General features: G+C 73.3%; 20 protein-coding genes and 1 pseudogene. 16 read left to right on the forward strand and 5 right to left on the reverse strand.

Going from position 1 to position 16,631, the window contains the following annotated elements; all coding sequences use genetic code 11:
* Nucleotides 1-183, reverse strand: a pseudogene (locus tag EBH09_RS22115) (bifunctional ADP-dependent NAD(P)H-hydrate dehydratase/NAD(P)H-hydrate epimerase); the annotation flags it as partial.
* A 69-nt stretch (nucleotides 184-252) separates the two neighbouring features.
* On the opposite strand from EBH09_RS22115, the gene EBH09_RS22120 reads away from it, so the two are divergent.
* On the forward strand, nucleotides 253-855 hold the full coding sequence (locus EBH09_RS22120; protein WP_121748699.1) for an XRE family transcriptional regulator: 603 nt from the start codon (nucleotides 253-255) through the stop codon (nucleotides 853-855).
* Here EBH09_RS22120 and EBH09_RS22125 read toward each other — a convergent pair.
* Both EBH09_RS22125 and EBH09_RS22130 read right to left on the reverse strand, forming a co-directional pair.
* Nucleotides 837-1,541 (reverse strand): formylglycine-generating enzyme family protein, encoded by a 705-nt coding sequence (locus EBH09_RS22125; RefSeq protein WP_238697446.1) that lies wholly within the window; start codon nucleotides 1,539-1,541, stop codon nucleotides 837-839. The genes EBH09_RS22120 and EBH09_RS22125 overlap by 19 nt on opposite strands.
* 139 nt (nucleotides 1,542-1,680) lie before the next feature.
* Nucleotides 1,681-2,052: a holo-ACP synthase gene (locus tag EBH09_RS22130; RefSeq protein WP_121748701.1), complete on the reverse strand. Its 372-nt coding sequence runs from the start codon at nucleotides 2,050-2,052 to the stop codon at nucleotides 1,681-1,683.
* Nucleotides 2,053-2,141: 89 nt separating this feature from the next.
* Between EBH09_RS22130 and alr the strand changes: the two genes are divergently transcribed.
* From alr to EBH09_RS22150, 4 genes are all read left to right on the forward strand, one after another.
* Entirely contained in the window at nucleotides 2,142-3,308 is a 1,167-nt protein-coding gene (gene alr, locus EBH09_RS22135; protein WP_121748702.1) for an alanine racemase, read from the forward strand.
* An 88-nt stretch (nucleotides 3,309-3,396) separates the two neighbouring features.
* Entirely contained in the window at nucleotides 3,397-4,656 is a 1,260-nt protein-coding gene (locus EBH09_RS22140; RefSeq protein ID WP_193776465.1) for an alpha/beta hydrolase, read from the forward strand.
* Entirely contained in the window at nucleotides 4,622-5,155 is a 534-nt protein-coding gene (gene tsaE / locus EBH09_RS22145; RefSeq protein ID WP_193776466.1) for a tRNA (adenosine(37)-N6)-threonylcarbamoyltransferase complex ATPase subunit type 1 TsaE, read from the forward strand. The genes EBH09_RS22140 and tsaE overlap by 35 nt, the downstream gene beginning before the upstream one ends.
* A gap of 173 nt (nucleotides 5,156-5,328) precedes the next feature.
* Complete coding sequence (locus EBH09_RS22150) at nucleotides 5,329-5,508, forward strand: hypothetical protein (RefSeq protein ID WP_121748705.1); 180 nt, start codon at nucleotides 5,329-5,331, stop codon at nucleotides 5,506-5,508.
* 46 nt (nucleotides 5,509-5,554) lie between these two features.
* Here EBH09_RS22150 and EBH09_RS22155 read toward each other — a convergent pair whose 3' ends face one another.
* Nucleotides 5,555-6,109 (reverse strand): hypothetical protein, encoded by a 555-nt coding sequence (locus EBH09_RS22155; RefSeq protein WP_121748706.1) that lies wholly within the window; start codon nucleotides 6,107-6,109, stop codon nucleotides 5,555-5,557.
* A gap of 165 nt (nucleotides 6,110-6,274) precedes the next feature.
* On the opposite strand from EBH09_RS22155, the gene tsaB reads away from it, so the two are divergent.
* From tsaB to EBH09_RS22195, 8 genes are all read left to right on the forward strand, one after another.
* On the forward strand, nucleotides 6,275-6,928 hold the full coding sequence (gene tsaB, locus EBH09_RS22160) for a tRNA (adenosine(37)-N6)-threonylcarbamoyltransferase complex dimerization subunit type 1 TsaB (protein WP_121748707.1): 654 nt from the start codon (nucleotides 6,275-6,277) through the stop codon (nucleotides 6,926-6,928).
* Nucleotides 6,929-6,978: 50 nt separating this feature from the next.
* Nucleotides 6,979-7,464, forward strand: coding sequence for a ribosomal protein S18-alanine N-acetyltransferase (gene rimI, locus EBH09_RS22165; RefSeq protein ID WP_121749486.1), 486 nt, complete (start codon nucleotides 6,979-6,981; stop codon nucleotides 7,462-7,464).
* Nucleotides 7,457-8,560 (forward strand): tRNA (adenosine(37)-N6)-threonylcarbamoyltransferase complex transferase subunit TsaD, encoded by a 1,104-nt coding sequence (tsaD, locus tag EBH09_RS22170; protein WP_121748708.1) that lies wholly within the window; start codon nucleotides 7,457-7,459, stop codon nucleotides 8,558-8,560. Before rimI ends, tsaD begins: the two co-directional genes overlap by 8 nt.
* Nucleotides 8,557-8,814, forward strand: a complete 258-nt coding sequence (locus tag EBH09_RS22175) for a hypothetical protein (protein ID WP_121748709.1) — start codon at nucleotides 8,557-8,559, stop codon at nucleotides 8,812-8,814. The genes tsaD and EBH09_RS22175 overlap by 4 nt, the downstream gene beginning before the upstream one ends.
* A gap of 102 nt (nucleotides 8,815-8,916) precedes the next feature.
* Entirely contained in the window at nucleotides 8,917-9,969 is a 1,053-nt protein-coding gene (locus tag EBH09_RS22180; protein WP_121748710.1) for a LacI family DNA-binding transcriptional regulator, read from the forward strand.
* A gap of 251 nt (nucleotides 9,970-10,220) precedes the next feature.
* A complete protein-coding gene (locus EBH09_RS22185) occupies nucleotides 10,221-11,252 on the forward strand; it encodes an LCP family protein (protein WP_193776467.1) in 1,032 nt (343 codons plus the stop codon).
* 107 nt (nucleotides 11,253-11,359) lie between these two features.
* A complete protein-coding gene (locus tag EBH09_RS22190; RefSeq protein WP_121748712.1) occupies nucleotides 11,360-11,716 on the forward strand; it encodes a YciI family protein in 357 nt (118 codons plus the stop codon).
* A 44-nt stretch (nucleotides 11,717-11,760) separates the two neighbouring features.
* Complete coding sequence (locus EBH09_RS22195) at nucleotides 11,761-13,014, forward strand: sigma-70 family RNA polymerase sigma factor (RefSeq protein WP_121748713.1); 1,254 nt, start codon at nucleotides 11,761-11,763, stop codon at nucleotides 13,012-13,014.
* Here EBH09_RS22195 and EBH09_RS22200 read toward each other — a convergent pair.
* Nucleotides 13,011-14,192, reverse strand: coding sequence for a methyltransferase domain-containing protein (locus tag EBH09_RS22200; RefSeq protein ID WP_193776468.1), 1,182 nt, complete (start codon nucleotides 14,190-14,192; stop codon nucleotides 13,011-13,013). The genes EBH09_RS22195 and EBH09_RS22200 overlap by 4 nt on opposite strands.
* Before the next feature lie 162 nt (nucleotides 14,193-14,354).
* Between EBH09_RS22200 and EBH09_RS22205 the strand changes: the two genes are divergently transcribed.
* The 3 genes from EBH09_RS22205 to groES all read left to right on the forward strand — a co-directional run bounded on the left by EBH09_RS22205 (nucleotide 14,355) and on the right by groES (nucleotide 16,556).
* Nucleotides 14,355-15,224 carry a polysaccharide deacetylase family protein gene (locus tag EBH09_RS22205; protein WP_121748715.1) on the forward strand — a complete coding sequence of 290 codons (870 nt, stop codon included), beginning with the start codon at nucleotides 14,355-14,357 and terminating at the stop codon, nucleotides 15,222-15,224.
* Entirely contained in the window at nucleotides 15,221-15,940 is a 720-nt protein-coding gene (locus EBH09_RS22210; RefSeq protein WP_121748716.1) for a polysaccharide deacetylase family protein, read from the forward strand. The genes EBH09_RS22205 and EBH09_RS22210 overlap by 4 nt, the downstream gene beginning before the upstream one ends.
* 307 nt (nucleotides 15,941-16,247) lie before the next feature.
* On the forward strand, nucleotides 16,248-16,556 hold the full coding sequence (groES, locus tag EBH09_RS22215; RefSeq protein ID WP_003974211.1) for a co-chaperone GroES: 309 nt from the start codon (nucleotides 16,248-16,250) through the stop codon (nucleotides 16,554-16,556).
* Nucleotides 16,557-16,631 lie beyond the last annotated feature (75 nt).

Consider the following 16,631-nt stretch of genomic DNA (forward strand, 5'->3'; position numbering starts at 1 on the left):
CCCGCTTCCGACGAGCAGCACCACCCGGCTGCCGTAGATCCGGCCGGCCACCCGCCGGAGCACCCCCGTACAGGCGGCGGCGAGCCCGGCCGCGGCCCGTTGCATCAACGCCCCCTCCGGGAGCCGTGCCATCAGCTCCCGTTCTGCCGTCCTGACCATTTCCACGCTGTACGCAGTCCGCATGCCGTCGAGTCTTCCCCGTCAGCCGGGAACGCGCACGACTCCGTCCCCGTCGTGAGGGACAGTTGTGCCATGGACGACGACGAGACGGCGCAGGTGATGACCTCACTCGGGGCCCGCCTGCGCGCCATCCGGCAGGCCCGCGGTCTGACGCTGGCCCAGCTCGGCGCCGCCACCGGCATCTCCGTCAGCACGCTGTCCCGGCTGGAGTCGGGACAGCGTGAGCCGGGGCTGCGGCACCTGCTGCCGCTGGCCCGGGCGCACCGCCTGCCCCTGGACGAGCTGGTCGGCTCCCGGACCGGCGACCCCCGCGTCCACCCGCGCCCCTTCACCCGGCACGGCCAGACCTGGATCCCCCTCACCCGCAACCCCAACGACGGGCTGCACGCGTACAAGCAGATCCTCCCCGCCCCGCCGGGCGCGCGGAGCGAATCGGCCCCGCGCCCCGGCCAGGGCTCCCACGAGGGCCACGAGTGGATCTACGTCCTCTCCGGGCGCCTGCTCCTCGCCCTGGGCGAGCACGACCTCGTCCTGACGGCCGGTGAGACGGCGGAGTTCGACACCCGCGTCCCGCACGGCATCGCCAACGCCGGGGACAGGCCCGTCGAGTGGATCGCCCTGTACGGGGCGCAGGGCGAGCGCATGCACATCCGGGTTCAGCCGACCGGGCCCTGACCAGCCCCGCCGACCGAACGGGCGACGCGGAACCCCACGTCGTCCACCCGGAACGCCGGGTGGCTGCGGCGCCGTACGGAGGCCCGGCAGCTCCAGTGCTCGTCGAACCAGCCGCCGCCGCGCAGCACCCGGTAGGTGCCGTAGACCTCGGCGTCGTAGACGTCCCAGCACCACTCCCAGACGTTGCCGAGCATGTCGTAGAGGCCCCAGGCGTTCGGCCGCCTGCCGCCCACCTCGTGGACGCGCTCCCGGGAGTTGCCCCGGTACCAGGCGATGTCGTCGAGGGCGCCGTAGCGCGGCCCCTCCGTCCCGGCGCGGCAGGCGTGTTCCCATTCGGCCTCGGTCGGCAGCCGGTACCCGTCGGCGGAGGTGTCCCAGGCGACGTCACCGTCGTCGGTGACGCGGTAGGCCGGGCGGAGCCCCTCGTGCCGTGACAGGGAGTCGCAGAAGCGGACCGCGTCCGCCCAGGAGACGTCCGCGACGGGCAGCCGCTCCTCCCGCGCGGCGGGCCGCTGCCCGGTGACCCGCGCGTACTCGGCCCGCGTGACCGGAAACGCCGCCAGCCGACAGGACGCGACCTCCACCGGCCAGCTGCGCCGCGTCCGCCGGTCCGCCAGGGTCACCCGTCCCGGCGGAACGGAGACCATCTCGATTTCCGCCCGTACGCCGCCGGTTGCCGCATCCATATCCATGGGCAGATGATCGTACGGATCATCCCCGCCATGCCCCGGGACGAGACGACCCGCACCCGCCGTCGACCCGCACCCGCCGTCGACGCCTGCCCGCCGCTGACCCGTGCCCGCCGCCGGCCCGGGGAAGCGCGACCTACCCCTCCGCGATCACCACCGCCGACGCCACCCCCGCGTCATGGCTCAGCGACACGTGCCACGACGTCACGCCCAGCTCCGCCGCCCGCGCCGCGACCGTCCCCGCCACCCGCAGCCGCGGCCGCCCGCTGTCCTCGACGTACACCTCGGCGTCCGTCCAGAGCAGCCCCGCCGGCGCGCCGAGCGCCTTGGCCAGGGCCTCCTTCGCCGCGAACCGGGCGGCGAGCGAGGCGATGCCCCGGCGCTCCCCGCTCGGCAGCAGCAACTCGCTCTCCAGGAAGAGCCGTCGTGCCATGGCCGGCCGGCGTTCCAGCGACAGCCCGAACCGCTCGACCTCGGCCACGTCGATTCCGACCCCGATGATGCTCATGCCGGGCACCCTAGCGACTGGCGGGCGCGCGGGCCGGGGCGCGCTGCGGCGGAAGCGCGGCCCGGGTGCTCTGAGACACTGGGGGCACGATGAGTGAGACAGCTGCTCGGCGGGCCGCGGTGTCGCGGGCCCGTGCCGAGATCGACCTGGCCGCCCTGCGGGCCAACGTCCGCGCACTGCGCGAACGGGCCCCCGGGGCGGCTCTCATGGCCGTGGTCAAGGCCGACGCCTACGGCCACGGCGCGATCCCGTGCGCCCGAGCGGCCGTCGCGGCGGGCGCGACCTGGCTGGGCACCGCCACCCCGCAGGAGGCCCTCGCGCTGCGCGCGGAGGCGGGACTGCCGGACGACGTACGGATCATGTGCTGGCTGTGGACGCCGGGCGGCCCCTGGCGGGAGGCCGTCGAGGCGGATCTCGACGTGTCCGTCAGCGGCATGTGGGCCCTGGACGAGCTCACCGAGGCGGCACGGCGTGCCGGGCTCCCCGCGCGCGTGCAGCTCAAGGCCGACACGGGGCTCGGCCGGGGCGGCTGCCAGCCCGGCGAGGACTGGGAGGAGCTGGTCCGGGAGGCCCTGCGGGCCGAGAGCGAGGGGCTGCTCCGCGTCACCGGTCTCTGGTCCCACTTCGCCTGCGCCGACGAGCCCGGGCACCCCTCCATCGCCGCCCAGCTCACCCGCTTCCGCGAGATGACGGCCTACGCCGAGCGGCAGGGCGTACGCCCCGACGTGCGGCACATCGCCAACTCCCCGGCCACGCTCACCCTCCCCGAGGCCCACTTCGACCTCGTACGGCCGGGCATCGCGATGTACGGCGTCTCGCCCAGCCCCGAGATCGGCACGCCCGCCGACTTCGGACTGCGCCCCGTGATGACGCTGGCCGCCTCGCTCGCCCTGGTCAAGCAGGTCCCCGGCGGCCACGGCGTCAGCTACGGGCACCACTACACGACCCCCGGCGAGACGACCCTCGGGCTCGTCCCGCTCGGCTACGCGGACGGCGTCCCCCGCCACGCCTCCTCCACCGGTCCCGTCCTGGTCGACGGCAAGTGGCGCACGGTGGCGGGGCGGATCGCGATGGACCAGTTCGTCGTCGACCTGGGCGGGGACCGGCCGGAGCCGGGCACCGAGGCGGTGCTGTTCGGGCCCGGCGACCGAGGCGAACCCACGGCCGAGGACTGGGCCCAGGCGGCCGGCACCATCGGCTACGAGATCGTCACCCGGATCGGATCCCGCGTGCCGCGCGTCCATCTGAACGAGTGACGCGTCCGCACACGGCGTGACGCGCGTGCAGGTGAATCGGCAACCAGCGGGTATCCGCACAGCGGCCCGGCGAAGAGGAGCGGTGTACGTGACCGAGAGCAACGCGGAGGCCGTCGTGTCGGCCGTCGCCTCCGCCACGGAAGCGGCCACCGAGGTCGCCGCCGGCGGCTGGCGCCGGGCGACCGGCGTCGCCGGCGTCGCCATAGGCGTGGTCGCGGCGGGCGCGGCGGCCGGCGTGGCGATAGAACGGCTGACGGTCGGCCGCGGGATGCGCCAGAAGGCCCGGCTCGCCCTGGACTCGGCGGGACCGTACGGCGGACTGCGCGGCAACCCCGGCAAGGCGTACGCCGACGACGGCACCGAGCTGTACTACGAGGTCGACGACGTCGAACCCGAGGCGGAGTCCGCGCTCACCCGGCGCAGGCGGCGGCTGTTCGGCCGCAAGGCGCCCGCCCCCGTGACCGTCGTCTTCAGTCACGGCTACTGCCTCAGCCAGGACTCCTGGCACTTCCAGCGGGCCGCCCTGCGGGGCGTCGTCCGCACCGTGCACTGGGACCAGCGCAGCCACGGCCGTTCCGGGCGAGGCGTGTCCCAGGCGCGGGACGGCCGGCCGGTCACCATCGAGGACCTGGGCCGCGACCTGAAGGCCGTCGTCGACGCGGCCGTGCCCGACGGCCCGATCGTGCTGGTCGGGCACTCCATGGGCGGCATGACCGTGATGGCGCTGGCCGACGCGTTCCCCGACCTGGTCCGCGAGCGGGTCGTCGGCGTCGCCCTCGTCGGCACGTCCTCCGGCCGGCTCGGCGAGGTCAACTTCGGCCTGCCGGTGGCCGGCGTCAACGCGGTCCGGCGGGTGCTGCCGGGCGTGCTCAAGGCGCTGGGGCAGCGGGCCGACCTGGTGGAGAAGGGGCGGCGGGCGACGGCGGACCTGTTCGCCGGGATCATCAAGCGGTACTCGTTCGCGTCCCGGGACGTCGACCCGGCCGTGGCCCGCTTCGCCGAGCGGATGATCGAGTCGACGCCGATCGACGTGGTCGCCGAGTACTACCCGGCCTTCAACGACCACGACAAGACCGCGGCCCTCGCCCACTTCGCCGGCCTGCCGGTCCTCGTGCTGGCCGGGGTGCGGGACCTGGTCACGCCGAGCGAGCACAGCGAGGCGGTCGCCGACCTGCTGCCGGACGCGGAGCTGGTGCTCGTCCCCGACGCCGGGCATCTGGTGATGCTGGAGCATCCGGAGCTGGTCACCGACCGCCTCGCCGACCTGCTCGCCCGCGCGGGCGCGGTGCCGGCAGCGGCTACCGTTGATGGCTATGGAAGCACCAGCAGCACCGCAGGGCCCGGCTGAGCCCTCCGAGCCCGCACCCGACGTCGAGATCACCGTCACCTCTCCCGAGCAGATGCGGGAACTGGGCCGCAGGCTCGCCAAAGTGCTGCGTGCCGGGGACCTGCTGATGCTCAGCGGGGAGCTGGGCGCGGGCAAGACGACGCTGACCCGGGGGCTCGGCGAGGGCATGGGCGTCCGAGGCGCAGTCACCTCCCCGACCTTCGTGATCGCGCGCGTGCACCCCTCCCTCGGCGACGGTCCGCCGCTCGTCCACGTCGACGCCTACCGGCTGTCCGGCGGACTGGACGAGATGGAGGACCTCGACCTCGACGTCTCCCTGGCCGACTCGGTGATCGTCGTCGAGTGGGGGGAGGGCAAGGTCGAGGAGCTGACCGACGACCGGTTGCAGCTTTGGATCCACCGGGCCGTGGGTGACACCACCGACGAGGTGCGGCACGTGACGCTGACGGGCGTCGGCGAGCGCTGGGCAGCGGCCGACCTCAGCGTGCTCGCCGTCTGAGCCGACGCTCCCGGTCCTGGCCGGCGCTCCGAGCCGACGCCCCTCCTCCGGGGGACGTTCCGACAAGACGTCGGGAAGATATTGCGTTCGGGGTCTCGCGCGTGGTCACATGGTATCCAGCTCGTAGTTAGGCATGCCTAACTACGCCCGCCCCCGACCTTCAGGAGGCGTCCATGCCGGAGACCGAGCCGCAGCCGCAGGCCCGACGGCGGCCGCAGCCGCCAGCGCTCACCGGGGTGTCCATGCACGACCTGCTCGCGTCCTGCGCCGCCGCGGCGGCCGTATCGACGCCGCCACGCGCGCCCGAGCCGGAGACGTGCCACCCCGTCCGGGAGCACCGCGAGGCCGCCTGAACCGCACGGCCGCGGCACTTCGGTACTCCGGCGTTTCGTCACCGCGTCAGGGAACGACGACGACCTGCTGCCCGATCGTCGCGAACCGCCACATCGCGTCGCCGTCCGCGCGCGTCTCCCGGATGCCGCCGGTGCGCTCACCCGCTTTCGGCTTCGCCGTCGAGCCGTCCACGGCCGCGCTGAACCCGATGACCACGCCCTTGACGCTGGTGAAGCGCACGACGTGCTCGACCGGGATGCCGTCGGACCCGGTGACCCGGTTCGAGCGGGACGTGACCGCGTAGGTGCCCGGCACCGGGTCGACCGGGCTGGGCGTGACCTTGAAGGTGCGCTCGACCTTGTTGCCCGCGCCGACCAGCCACACCCGGTCGTCGTCCACCGAGTACACCACCCGTTCACCCCTCCCGGAGCCCGCGGGCAGGGCGTTCGGGTGCCGCCTGTCGCGGGGGGCCTTGGAGGCGCCGGGGGCGGGCGTGCTGCTCGCGTGGGTCCGGCCGAGGTCGGCCGGGGCGGTGGCCGACGCCTGGTAGCCGAGGACGCCGATCGTGGCGAGGGCCGCCGTGGTGAGGCCGGTGACGAGACCGGCGCTGCTGCTTGCCACTGGCGACCACCTCGTCGTCGTACGTCGTGCGTCCGTTCCCGGCGACCGTAGCAGCCCGTGACCGCTCGGACGCGGTGCGCGACACGGGGTGCCGGTGCCGGTACGGGTGCCTGAAGCGCCGACCGGGCGTCCGCCACGGGCCCCGCGGCGCCGTAGGCTGTTTGCGTGCTCTTGCTCGCTCTGGATACCGCCACGCCCGCCGTGACCGTCGCGCTGCACGACGGTACGGACGTCATCGCCTCGTCGAGCCAGGTGGACGCACGCCGGCACGGTGAGCTGCTGCTGCCCGCCGTCGACCGGGTGCTCGCCGAGGCCGGTCTGCGGCTCGACGCAGTCACGGGCATCGTCGCCGGCGTCGGTCCCGGCCCGTACACGGGGCTGCGCGTCGGCCTCATGACCGCGGACACCTTCGGCCTCGCGCTCGGCGTGCCCGTACACGGCGTGTGCACGCTGGACGGCCTCGCCCGGTCCGCCGACCTGGAGGGCCCCTTCGTGGTGGCGACCGACGCCCGCCGCAAGGAGGTCTACTGGGCCCGGTACGCGGACTCCCGCACCCGCCTCACCGACCCGGCGGTGGACCGCCCCGCCGACATCGCCGAGCAGGTGGCCGGACTCCCGGCCGTCGGCGCGGGCGCGCTGCTGTACCCGGACACCTTCCCGAAGGCGCACGAGCCCGAGCACGTGTCCGCCGCCGCCCTCGCGTGCCTGGCCGCCGAGAAGCTCGCGGCGGGCGAGGAGCTGCCCCCTCCCCGGCCGCTGTACCTGCGCCGGCCCGACGCCCAGGTCCCCAAGAACTACAAGGTGGTCACCCCGAAGTGACCGGAGCGACCGAGCCCGTGACCCCGCCCGTCCACGCCGGACTGCGCGAGATGCGCTGGTGGGACATCGACCCCGTGCTCCGGATGGAACGGGAACTGTTCCCGGAGGACGCCTGGTCGCGGGGGATGTTCTGGTCCGAGCTGGCCCACGCGCGCGGCCCCGGGGCGACCCGTCGGTACCTGGTCGCCGAGAAGGACGGCCGGGTCGTCGGCTACGCGGGCCTCGTCATCTCGGGGGACCAGGCCGACGTGCAGACCATCGCCGTCGCCCGCGACCACTGGGGCACCGGCCTCGGCGCGCGGCTGCTGACCGAACTGCTGCGGGCGGCGACCGCCTTCGAGTGCGCCGAGGTGCTGCTGGAGTGCCGGGTGGACAACACCCGCGCCCAACGGCTGTACGAGCGCTTCGGCTTCGAGCCCATCGGCTTCAGACGCGGCTACTACCAGCCGGGGAACGTGGACGCCCTGGTGATGCGACTGACCGACCCTTCCACCTCCGTACCGGGAACCGAACGAGGAACCGACAACCATGCCTGACGAACCTCTGGTCCTGGGGATCGAGACCTCCTGCGACGAGACCGGTGTCGGTGTCGTCCGGGGCACCACCCTGCTGGCCGACGCCGTCGCGTCCAGCGTGGACGAGCACGCCCGCTTCGGCGGCGTCGTCCCCGAGGTGGCGAGCCGCGCCCACCTGGAGGCGATGGTCCCCACCATCGACCGCGCCCTGAAGGAGGCCGGGGTCGGCGCCCGCGACCTCGACGGCATCGCCGTCACCGCCGGGCCCGGCCTCGCCGGCGCCCTGCTGGTCGGCGTCTCGGCGGCGAAGGCGTACGCCTACGCCCTCGGCAAGCCCCTGTACGGCGTCAACCACCTCGCCTCGCACATCTGCGTCGACCAGCTGGAACACGGTCCGCTGCCCGAGCCGACGATGGCGCTGCTGGTCTCCGGCGGTCACTCCTCCCTGCTGCTGTCGTCGGACATCACCTCCGACGTCCGCCCGATGGGCGCCACCATCGACGACGCGGCCGGCGAGGCCTTCGACAAGATCGCCCGGGTGCTGAACCTGGGCTTCCCCGGCGGCCCGGTCATCGACCGCTACGCGCGCGAGGGCGACCCGAACGCGATCGCCTTCCCGCGTGGCCTGACCGGCCCGCGCGACCCGGCGTACGACTTCTCCTTCTCCGGGCTGAAGACGGCCGTGGCCCGCTGGATCGAGGCCAAGCGGGCGGCGGGGGAGGAGGTGCCGGTGCGGGACGTGTCGGCGTCCTTCCAGGAGGCGGTCGTGGACGTGCTGACCCGCAAGGCCGTGCGGGCCTGCAAGGACCAGGGCGTCGACCACCTGATGATCGGCGGCGGCGTGGCCGCCAACTCCCGGCTGCGGGCCCTGGCCCAGGAGCGCTGCGAGGCGGCCGGCATCCGGCTGCGCGTCCCGCGGCCCAAGCTGTGCACGGACAACGGGGCGATGGTGGCGGCGCTCGGCGCGGAGATGGTCGCCCGGGGCCGGGCCGCCTCCGACTGGGACCTCTCGGCCGACTCCTCCCTGCCGGTGACCGAACCGCACGTGCCGGGCCACGGCCACACGCACGCTCACGACCACGTCCACGAGGTCAGCAAGGAGAACTTGTACTCGTGACCGTCGCGCTGATGTGGGAGGCGAGGGCCGTGTCCGGTCGGGGCGAGGAACTGCTGGCCTGGGCACGGGCACAGCCGCTCGGCGGCACCCCCCTGCGCAGGGAGGTGCTGCGTGCCCCGCAGGACCGGGTCCTCGTCATCACCTGGTGGGACGCCGACTACGACGCCGAGCTGCCGGAACTTCCCGAGCCGGACGGGGGCCTGGTCATGCGGGCGGTTCACCGGTGGCGCTTCGAGTCGGTGGCCGCCCACTGACGCCGAAAGGTCGAATGTTTCGGCATCCAAAGCGAACGATCCGATGGTCCGTGGCTCACCGAAGACTGCGTCAAGAAGGCCCACAGGGATACGATCGCCGCCATGACATCCCCGCAGCCCGCTGAAACCCGCACGCAAAGGCGGTCCGCGCAGACCGCGACCCTCGCCGAGATCGCGCGTGAGGCCGGTGTGTCGGCGCCGACTGTTTCGAAGGTCCTCAACGGCCGCGCCGACGTCGCCCCCGGGACCCGGGCCCGCGTGGAGGAGCTGTTGCGCACCCACGGCTACCGGCGGCGGCGGGCCGAGGCGAGCCGCTCCCCCCTGATCGACCTGGTCTTCCACGAACTGGAGAGCGCCTGGGCGATGGAGGTCATCCGGGGCGTGGAGAACGTGGCGCGGGACGCGGGGCTCAGCGTCGTCCTCTCCGAGAGCGCGGGGCGCCTCACACCCGGCCGGACCTGGGCCGACCAGGTCGCCGCTCGCCGTCCGCACGGCGTGATCCTCGTCCTGTCCGGCCTTGACGAGTCCCAGCGGGCCCTGCTCACCAGCCGCTCCATCCCGTTCGTGGTGATGGACCCGGCCGGCGACCCCGGCGCCGACGTGCCGTCCATCGGCGCCACCAACTGGCAGGGCGGACTCGCCGCCACCAGGCACCTGATCGACCTCGGGCACATCCGGATCGGCGCGATCAGCGGGCCCACCCGGATGATGTGCAGCCGCGCCCGCGTCGACGGCTACCGGGCCGCCCTGGAGACGGCCGGGCTGCCCGTCGACCCGGATCTCATCGTGACCGGCGACTTCCATCACGAGGCCGGTTACCGGCAGGGCCTGGAACTGCTGCGCCGCCCCGACCGGCCGACCGCCGTCTTCGCCGGCAACGACCTCCAGGCGCTCGGGCTGTACGAGGCCGCGCGCGAGCTGGGGCTGCGCATCCCGCAGGACCTGAGCGTGGTCGGGTTCGACGACCTGCCGGTGGCCCGCTGGGTGGGGCCGCCGCTGACGACCGTACGGCAGCCGCTCATGGAGATGGCCGAGGCGGCGGCCCGGCTGGTCCTGGACCTCGGGAGGGACGACGGGTCCGCGGCGGCGACCCGGGTGGAGCTGGCCACGAGCCTGGAGGTGCGCAGCAGTACGGGGGCGCCTCCGGCCGTCTGACCCGAGCCGCCCACCGCCGATCCGAGCGCTCACCGCCAATTCGAGCCGCTCACCGCTGACCAGGCCGCGCGCCGTCGACTCAAGTCGCTCACCGTCTCCTTCGAAATGTTCGGCGGTCCTCCGAAGTCTGAGAATTTCCGCAGAATGACGACCCGCACGGGTCCGCTCCCAACAATTCGGACTTATGTTCCTCCTTGAGGGGCATTCGCGTGGGGACGCGGAACGGTACCGGCACGGGCGGGGGCGGACGCATGACTGCGCGGGGTGGGCGGGGCGGGCGCTCGAAGGGGCTGAAGGCGGCAGGCCTCGCCCTGGCCGGCGCCCTGTTGCTCGGGGTCGCCGCGGCGGGCTGGGCCTACTGGCACCTGAACGGCAACATCCAGAGCGTCGACATCAACGGCGCGCTCGGCGACGACCGCCCCGCGCGGCCGGTCACGGCCCCCTCCGCCTCGCCCTCGGCGTCCCCCGTGCCCACCGGAGCCCTGAACATCCTGGTCCTCGGCTCGGACTCGCGCAGCGGCGAGGAGAACCAGGAACTCGGCGGCGGCGACAGCGAGGGCGCCCGTTCGGACACCGCGATGGTCGTCCACCTCGACGCGGGCCGGACAACCGCCACCGTCGTGAGCATCCCGCGCGACACGCTCGTCACCCGCCCGTCCTGCCCGCTGCCGTCCGGCGGTGAGACCCGGGAAGCGAGCGGCGCGATGTTCAACACCGCCTACGCTCTGGGCGGGCCGGTCTGCGCGGTCAAGACCGTCGAGTCGATGACCGGCGTCCGCATGGACCACTACATCGAGATCGACTTCTCCGGCTTCGCCAAGCTGGTCGACGCGCTCGGCGGCGTGACCGTCACCACCGACGTGGACATCGACGACGACAGGAGCCACCTCCACCTGGACGCCGGCACCCACCACCTCGACGGCACCGAGGCCCTCGGTCTGGCCCGCACCCGTTACGGACTCGAGGGCGGCAGCGACCTCGCCCGCATACAGCTCCAGCAGAAGCTGGTGAAGGCGCTGCTGGAGCAGATCTCCGCCACCGACCTGCTCACCGACCCCGCGCAGCTGTACCAGGTCACCGACGCGGTCACCGGCAGCCTCACCACCGACACCGGCCTGGACTCGCTGGGCGAGCTGATGAGCCTCGGCCGCAGCCTCGGGGGCCTGTCGGCGGACGACGTTCGCACGGTGACGATGCCCGTCGTACCGGCGCCCTGGGACGCCAACCGGGTGGTGGCCGAGGAGCCGGACGCCGCTGACCTGTGGGAATCGCTGCGGCGCTGAGGAATCTCCGGAAAATCCCGGAGGGTTGTCGATCCACGGCCCGCCCGTTCGACGCACGGGGTGAGAGGCCGGGAAGGGCCCGGCCCGAACCACCCCCAGGAGTCACCATGCCCCGCTACCTGTCGCTGATCCGGATCGAGGAGAGCGACGCCCTCTCCGGCGGCCCCAGCCCCGAGCTGGTGCAGCGTATGGAGAAGCTGATGGAGGAGATGACGAAGGCCGGCGTCCTGCTCGACACCGCCGGGCTCACCCCGACGGCCCAGGGCACCCGCGTCCACTACGAGGGCGGGCAGCTGTCCGTCACCGACGGGCCCTTCACCGAGTCCAAGGAGGTCATCGGCGGCTACTCGCTCCTGCAGGCCAAGGACAAGGCCGAGGCGATCGAGTGGACCAAGCGCTTCCTGAAGGCGCACGAGGAGTACTGGACGGTGACCTGCGAGGTGCGGGAGCTGATGGAGGGCTGACCGGAGTTCCGCCCCGCGGGCCCGAGGGTGTTGCATGGTGGGCTGTGGAACCACAGCCCACCGAGGCCCTCGAAACCGTCTTCCGCCTGGAGTCGCCCCGGGTCATCGCCGGCGTCGCCCGCCTGGTCCGGGACGTCGGTATCGCCGAGGAACTCACGCAGGACGCCCTGGTCGCGGCCCTGGAGCAGTGGCCCCGGGACGGCGTGCCCGACAACCCGGGCGCCTGGCTCATGGCCACCGCCCGGCGCCGCGCCGTCGACCTGATCCGGCGCCGGGAGAACTACGCCCGCAAGCTGGCGGAGATCGGCCGGGACCTGCCCACCGCGGCCGCACCGCCCGAGGAGCCCGCCGGCCCCGACGACATCGACGACGACCTGTTGCGGCTGGTCTTCACCGCCTGCCACCCGGTGCTGTCCGCCGAGGCCCGCATCGCCCTCACCCTGCGCCTGCTCGGTGGCCTCACCACACCCGAGATCGCCCGCGCCTTTCTCGTCCCGGAACCGACGGTCGCACAGCGCATCGTGCGCGCCAAACGCACCCTGGCCACGAGAAACGTCGCCTTCGAGGTGCCGTACGGCCAGGACCGGGCGGCCCGCCTCGGCTCGGTCCTGGAGGTCATCTATCTGATCTTCAACGAGGGGTACGCGGCCACCGCCGGAGACGACTGGCTCCGCCCGGCCCTGTGCGAGGACGCCCTTCGCCTGGCCCGCGTGCTCTGCGCGCTGATGCCGAAGGAGCCGGAGGTCCACGGTCTGGCCGCCCTGCTGGAGTTCCAGGCGTCCCGCACCGCCGCCCGCACCGGCCCCGGCGGCGCGCCGGTGCTCCTCAAGGACCAGAACCGCCGCCGCTGGAACCGCATGCTCATCGCCCGCGGCATCACCGCCCTCGACCGCGCCCACACCGCCGGCTCCGGCGCGCCGGGCCCGTACGCGCTCCAGGCCGCGATCGCCGCCTGCCACGCGACGGCGTTCACGTACGAGGAGACCGACTGGCCGCGCATCGCCACGCTCTACGGCCTGCTCGCGGCGCGCGCCCCGTCCCCGGTCGTCGAACTCAACCGCGCGGTCGCCGTGTCGATGGCCGAGGGACCCGCCCCGGCGCTCATCCTCGTCGACGCCCTCGCCGCCGAACCCGCCCTGCGCGACTACCACCTGCTCCCCAGCGTCCGCGGCGACCTCCTGCTCCGCCTGGGCCGCGTGGCCGAGGCCCGCACGGAGTTCGAACGCGCCGCGTCCTTGGCCCGCAACGAACGCGAACGCGAGCTGCTGACGCGCCGGGCGCGGGGAACGGACGGCTAGAGCCTGTCCGCCGGATGCCCGATCAGCATCGTCGGCGCCCCCGCGACCCGGGTCATGAACACCGTCGCCGCGTTCGGCCCCTGGGGCTTGACCTTCCGCCGCAGCTCCTCCGGCTCGACCGCCGAGCCCCGCTTCTTCACGGTCAGGTTGCCGACCCGGCGCTCCCGCAGCAGCGCCTTCAGCTTCTTGACGTTGAAGGGCATCCGGTCGGTGATCTCGTAGGCCGCGGCGTACGCCGTCGGCAGCAGTTCGTCCGCGGTGACGTACGCGATGGTCGCGTCGAGCAGCCCCCCGCCGACCTGCTCGGCGACCTCGGCGACGAGGTGGGCGCGGATGACGGCGCCGTCCGGCTCGTAGAGGTACCGGCCGGGCGTGCGGACCTCCGGGTCGGGCAGGCCGGCGCCGAGCAGGGTGCGGGGCCCCGGCAGCAGCGTGGCGCGCACCGCCCCCGGCGCCGTGCCGAACCACAGCACGGCCTCCTTCACGTCGCCGCCGTCGGAGATCCATTCCGCCTCGGCGCCGTCCGGCACCGCCTCGTGCGGAATGCCGGGCGCGACCTTCAGCGCGGCGGCGCGGGGAGCCGTACGGGCCGCCTCGACCGCCCAGGACAGCGGCGGCGAGTACGCCTCGGGATCGAAGATCCGGCCGCGCCCGCCCCGCCGCGCGGGATCGACGAACACGGCGTCGTACCCACCGGTGTCGACTTCCGTGACATCCGCCTCGCGGACCTCGATCAGCTCGTCCAGCCCCAGCGCCCCGGCGTTGGCGCGGGCGGCGGCGGCCGTCGCCGGGTCCCGGTCCACGGCCAGCACCCGGATACCGGCCCGGGCCAACGCGATCGCGTCCCCGCCGATCCCGCAGCACAGGTCGGCGACCGAGGCCACGCCCAGGGCCGACATCCGCTCGGCCCGGTACGCGGCCACGCTCGCCCGCGTCGACTGCTCGACCCCGTTGGGTGTGAAGAGCATCCGCCCGGCGTCCTCGGCCCCGAACTTCGCCACCGCCCGCTGCCGCAGCCGCGCCTGCCCGAGCGCGGCCGACACCAGCTCGGCGGGGTGCGTGCGCCGCAGCCGGGTCGCGACCGCCAACTCCCGTGCGGGGTCGGTGTCGCGCACCTCGTCGAGGAGGGCGCGGCCCTCGGGGGTGAGCAGGGAGAGGAGGGCGTCGAGGTCGTTCACCGGAACATTGTGGGCCAGTCGGTGGATGGTGTGCCTCCGGCGCGGTGTCGGGCCGGATTCGACGGCCGGGGACTGCGAGGATCCCGCACCATGCGAGCAGTCGTACAAAATGACAAAATCCGGGCGCCCAGGATGTTCCAGGTGTCCTCCCCAGGGCTCCGGATGCGCGGCGGTGTCGCCGCGCTCGCCGTCGCCGCCCTCGCCTCCGGCTGTGCGCAGGACGCCTCCGAGGCGCGGGGCGCCGCCGGCCAGCAGCCCCTCCAGGCGCCCCCGGCCCGCGCGCTCGACGCCTACGCGTCCAAGCTGCGCGCCGCACACGCCGCCCGGGTCGCCGCCGCCAAGCGCTGGAAGCTGAAGAAGGTCCCGCTGACAGCGCCGCCGCCCCCCGCGAAGAAGCCGGAGATCAAGGCGCGCGAGGGCTTCGAGGTGACCGGCCAGAAGAACCTCCCGCCGGTCTTCACCTCGATCCCCACCAAGGAGAAGATCGTCTTCCTCACCATCGACGACGGCGCCGAGAAGGACCCGGCCTTCCTGCGGATGATGAGCGAGCTGAAGATCCCGTACACCGCCTTCCTCAGCGACTACCTGGCGAAGGAGGACTACGGCTACTTCAAGAAGATGCAGGACCGAGGCGTCACCCTCAACAACCACACCCTCCACCACCCTTACCTGCCCGGCCTCTCCTACGCCGAGCAGAAGCGCGAGATCTGCGGCATGCAGGACGTGATCGAGAAGCGCTACGGCGAGCGCCCCACCCTCTTCCGCCCGCCCTACGGCAACTACAACCGCGACACCCTGCGCGCCGCCGGGGCCTGCGGCATCCAGTACGCCCCGATCTGGAACGAGGAGGTATTCGCCGACCACTGGGACTACCGCGAGTGGGACCGGAAGATCCACCCCGGCGACATCGTCCTCACCCACTTCCGGGGCGAGGACGACTGGGGCGGCACCATGCGCGACATGGTCCGCGAGTTCCTCGACAAGGTCACCGCCGAGGGATACGCCGTGGCCCGGCTGGAGGACTACCTGTGAGGCGCGGGCGGTTCCGGCCGGCCGGGGCCGCCCTGGCAGCCGTACTGCTCACCGGCTGCGCCCAGTTCGCCGGCCCCGCGCAGCAGCCGGCGGCCGGTGAGCCCGCTCAGGGCGGCGACCGGGGGCAGAACCTGCCGCCTGTCGTGGACCACGTCCGCACCACGGACCGGGTCGTCTTCCTCACCTTCGACGACAGCGCCGAGCGGGATCCGCACTTCACCGCCCTGGTCCGCGAACGGCGGCTACCCGTCACCCTGTTCCTCACCGACACCGTCGCCGGACCCGCGTACGGCCACTTCGCCCGGCTCCGCTCGGTCGGCGCGAGCCTGCAGAACCACACCCTGGACCACCGCTCCCTGCGCGGCCTGCCCTACGCCGGCCAGCGCGCCGAGATCTGCGGCCAGCAGACCAAGCTCAGGTCCCGCTTCGGCGTCCGCCCCCACCTCTTCCGCCCGCCCTACGGCACGTACGACACCACGACCCTGCGCGCCGCCGCCGACTGCGGTATCGCGACGGTCGTCCTGTGGCGGGCGACCCTGGACGGCGACGGCGACCTGACCTACACCCGCGGCGAGCACCGCCTCCACCCCGGCGACATCGTGTCCGTCGACCCGGACCACCCGACGGGCCTGGGCCTGAGCACCCGCACGGAACGTCTGCTGGAGACGATCGAGGAGCAGGGGCTGAGGGTGGGACGCCTGAGCGACTACCTCTGACGCCCTGTTCCGACGTCTGCTCGGACGCCCTGCTCCGACGTCTGCTCGGTCATCCTGCGCTGACTTCTTGATGCCGGGGTGGCGGCCCCCGGACCCCCGCTTCCCGCCGAAATACCCCCGACGCGCCGTCGGCATTGGCACTCCGCTTGACCGAGTGCTAATCACGGTCATAGTCTCGACCCTGGCACTCCCCACCGGAGAGTGCCAACTACGCGACGGGCAGGTCCGGCACCCGCGACGACGGATCCACCTGGTCGCCACCTCAGACAGTTAACCCCGTGAGATCTCCGAAGGGGGAGGTCGGATCGTGACGACCACCAGCTCCAAGGTTGCCATCAAGCCGCTCGAGGACCGCATTGTGGTCCAGCCGCTCGACGCCGAGCAGACCACGGCTTCGGGCCTGGTCATTCCGGACACCGCCAAGGAGAAGCCCCAGGAGGGCGTCGTCCTGGCCGTTGGTCCGGGCCGCTTCGAGGACGGCAACCGTCTTCCGCTCGACGTCAGCGTCGGCGACGTCGTGCTCTACAGCAAGTACGGCGGCACCGAGGTGAAGTACAACGGCGAGGAGTACCTCGTCCTCTCGGCCCGCGACGTGCTCGCGATCGTCGAGAAGTAATTCACCGAAGCACCTTGCTTTCCAGCTGCGCCCCTGGCTCCCGCGTCCATAAAAAGCCGGGTGTCGGGGGCGCAG

This window comes from Streptomyces sp. E2N166 (assembly GCF_003671715.1).
In the GTDB taxonomy this organism is placed as follows: Bacteria; Actinomycetota; Actinomycetes; order Streptomycetales; family Streptomycetaceae; genus Streptomyces; species Streptomyces thinghirensis.

What these genes read in the sequence shown, in the direction of transcription:
- EBH09_RS22120 (WP_121748699.1), top strand. Translation starts at nt 253, where the DNA reads ATGGACGACGACGAGACGGCGCAGGTGATGACCTCACTCGGGGCCCGC.
- EBH09_RS22125 (WP_238697446.1), bottom strand. Translation starts at nt 1,541, where the DNA reads ATGGATGCGGCAACCGGCGGCGTACGGGCGGAAATCGAGATGGTCTCC.
- EBH09_RS22130 (WP_121748701.1), bottom strand. Translation starts at nt 2,052, where the DNA reads ATGAGCATCATCGGGGTCGGAATCGACGTGGCCGAGGTCGAGCGGTTC.
- alr (WP_121748702.1), top strand. Translation starts at nt 2,142, where the DNA reads ATGAGTGAGACAGCTGCTCGGCGGGCCGCGGTGTCGCGGGCCCGTGCC.
- tsaE (WP_193776466.1), top strand. Translation starts at nt 4,622, where the DNA reads ATGGAAGCACCAGCAGCACCGCAGGGCCCGGCTGAGCCCTCCGAGCCC.
- EBH09_RS22150 (WP_121748705.1), top strand. Translation starts at nt 5,329, where the DNA reads ATGCCGGAGACCGAGCCGCAGCCGCAGGCCCGACGGCGGCCGCAGCCG.
- rimI (WP_121749486.1), top strand. Translation starts at nt 6,979, where the DNA reads ATGCGCTGGTGGGACATCGACCCCGTGCTCCGGATGGAACGGGAACTG.
- tsaD (WP_121748708.1), top strand. Translation starts at nt 7,457, where the DNA reads ATGCCTGACGAACCTCTGGTCCTGGGGATCGAGACCTCCTGCGACGAG.
- EBH09_RS22180 (WP_121748710.1), top strand. Translation starts at nt 8,917, where the DNA reads ATGACATCCCCGCAGCCCGCTGAAACCCGCACGCAAAGGCGGTCCGCG.
- EBH09_RS22185 (WP_193776467.1), top strand. Translation starts at nt 10,221, where the DNA reads ATGACTGCGCGGGGTGGGCGGGGCGGGCGCTCGAAGGGGCTGAAGGCG.
- EBH09_RS22190 (WP_121748712.1), top strand. Translation starts at nt 11,360, where the DNA reads ATGCCCCGCTACCTGTCGCTGATCCGGATCGAGGAGAGCGACGCCCTC.
- EBH09_RS22205 (WP_121748715.1), top strand. Translation starts at nt 14,355, where the DNA reads ATGCGCGGCGGTGTCGCCGCGCTCGCCGTCGCCGCCCTCGCCTCCGGC.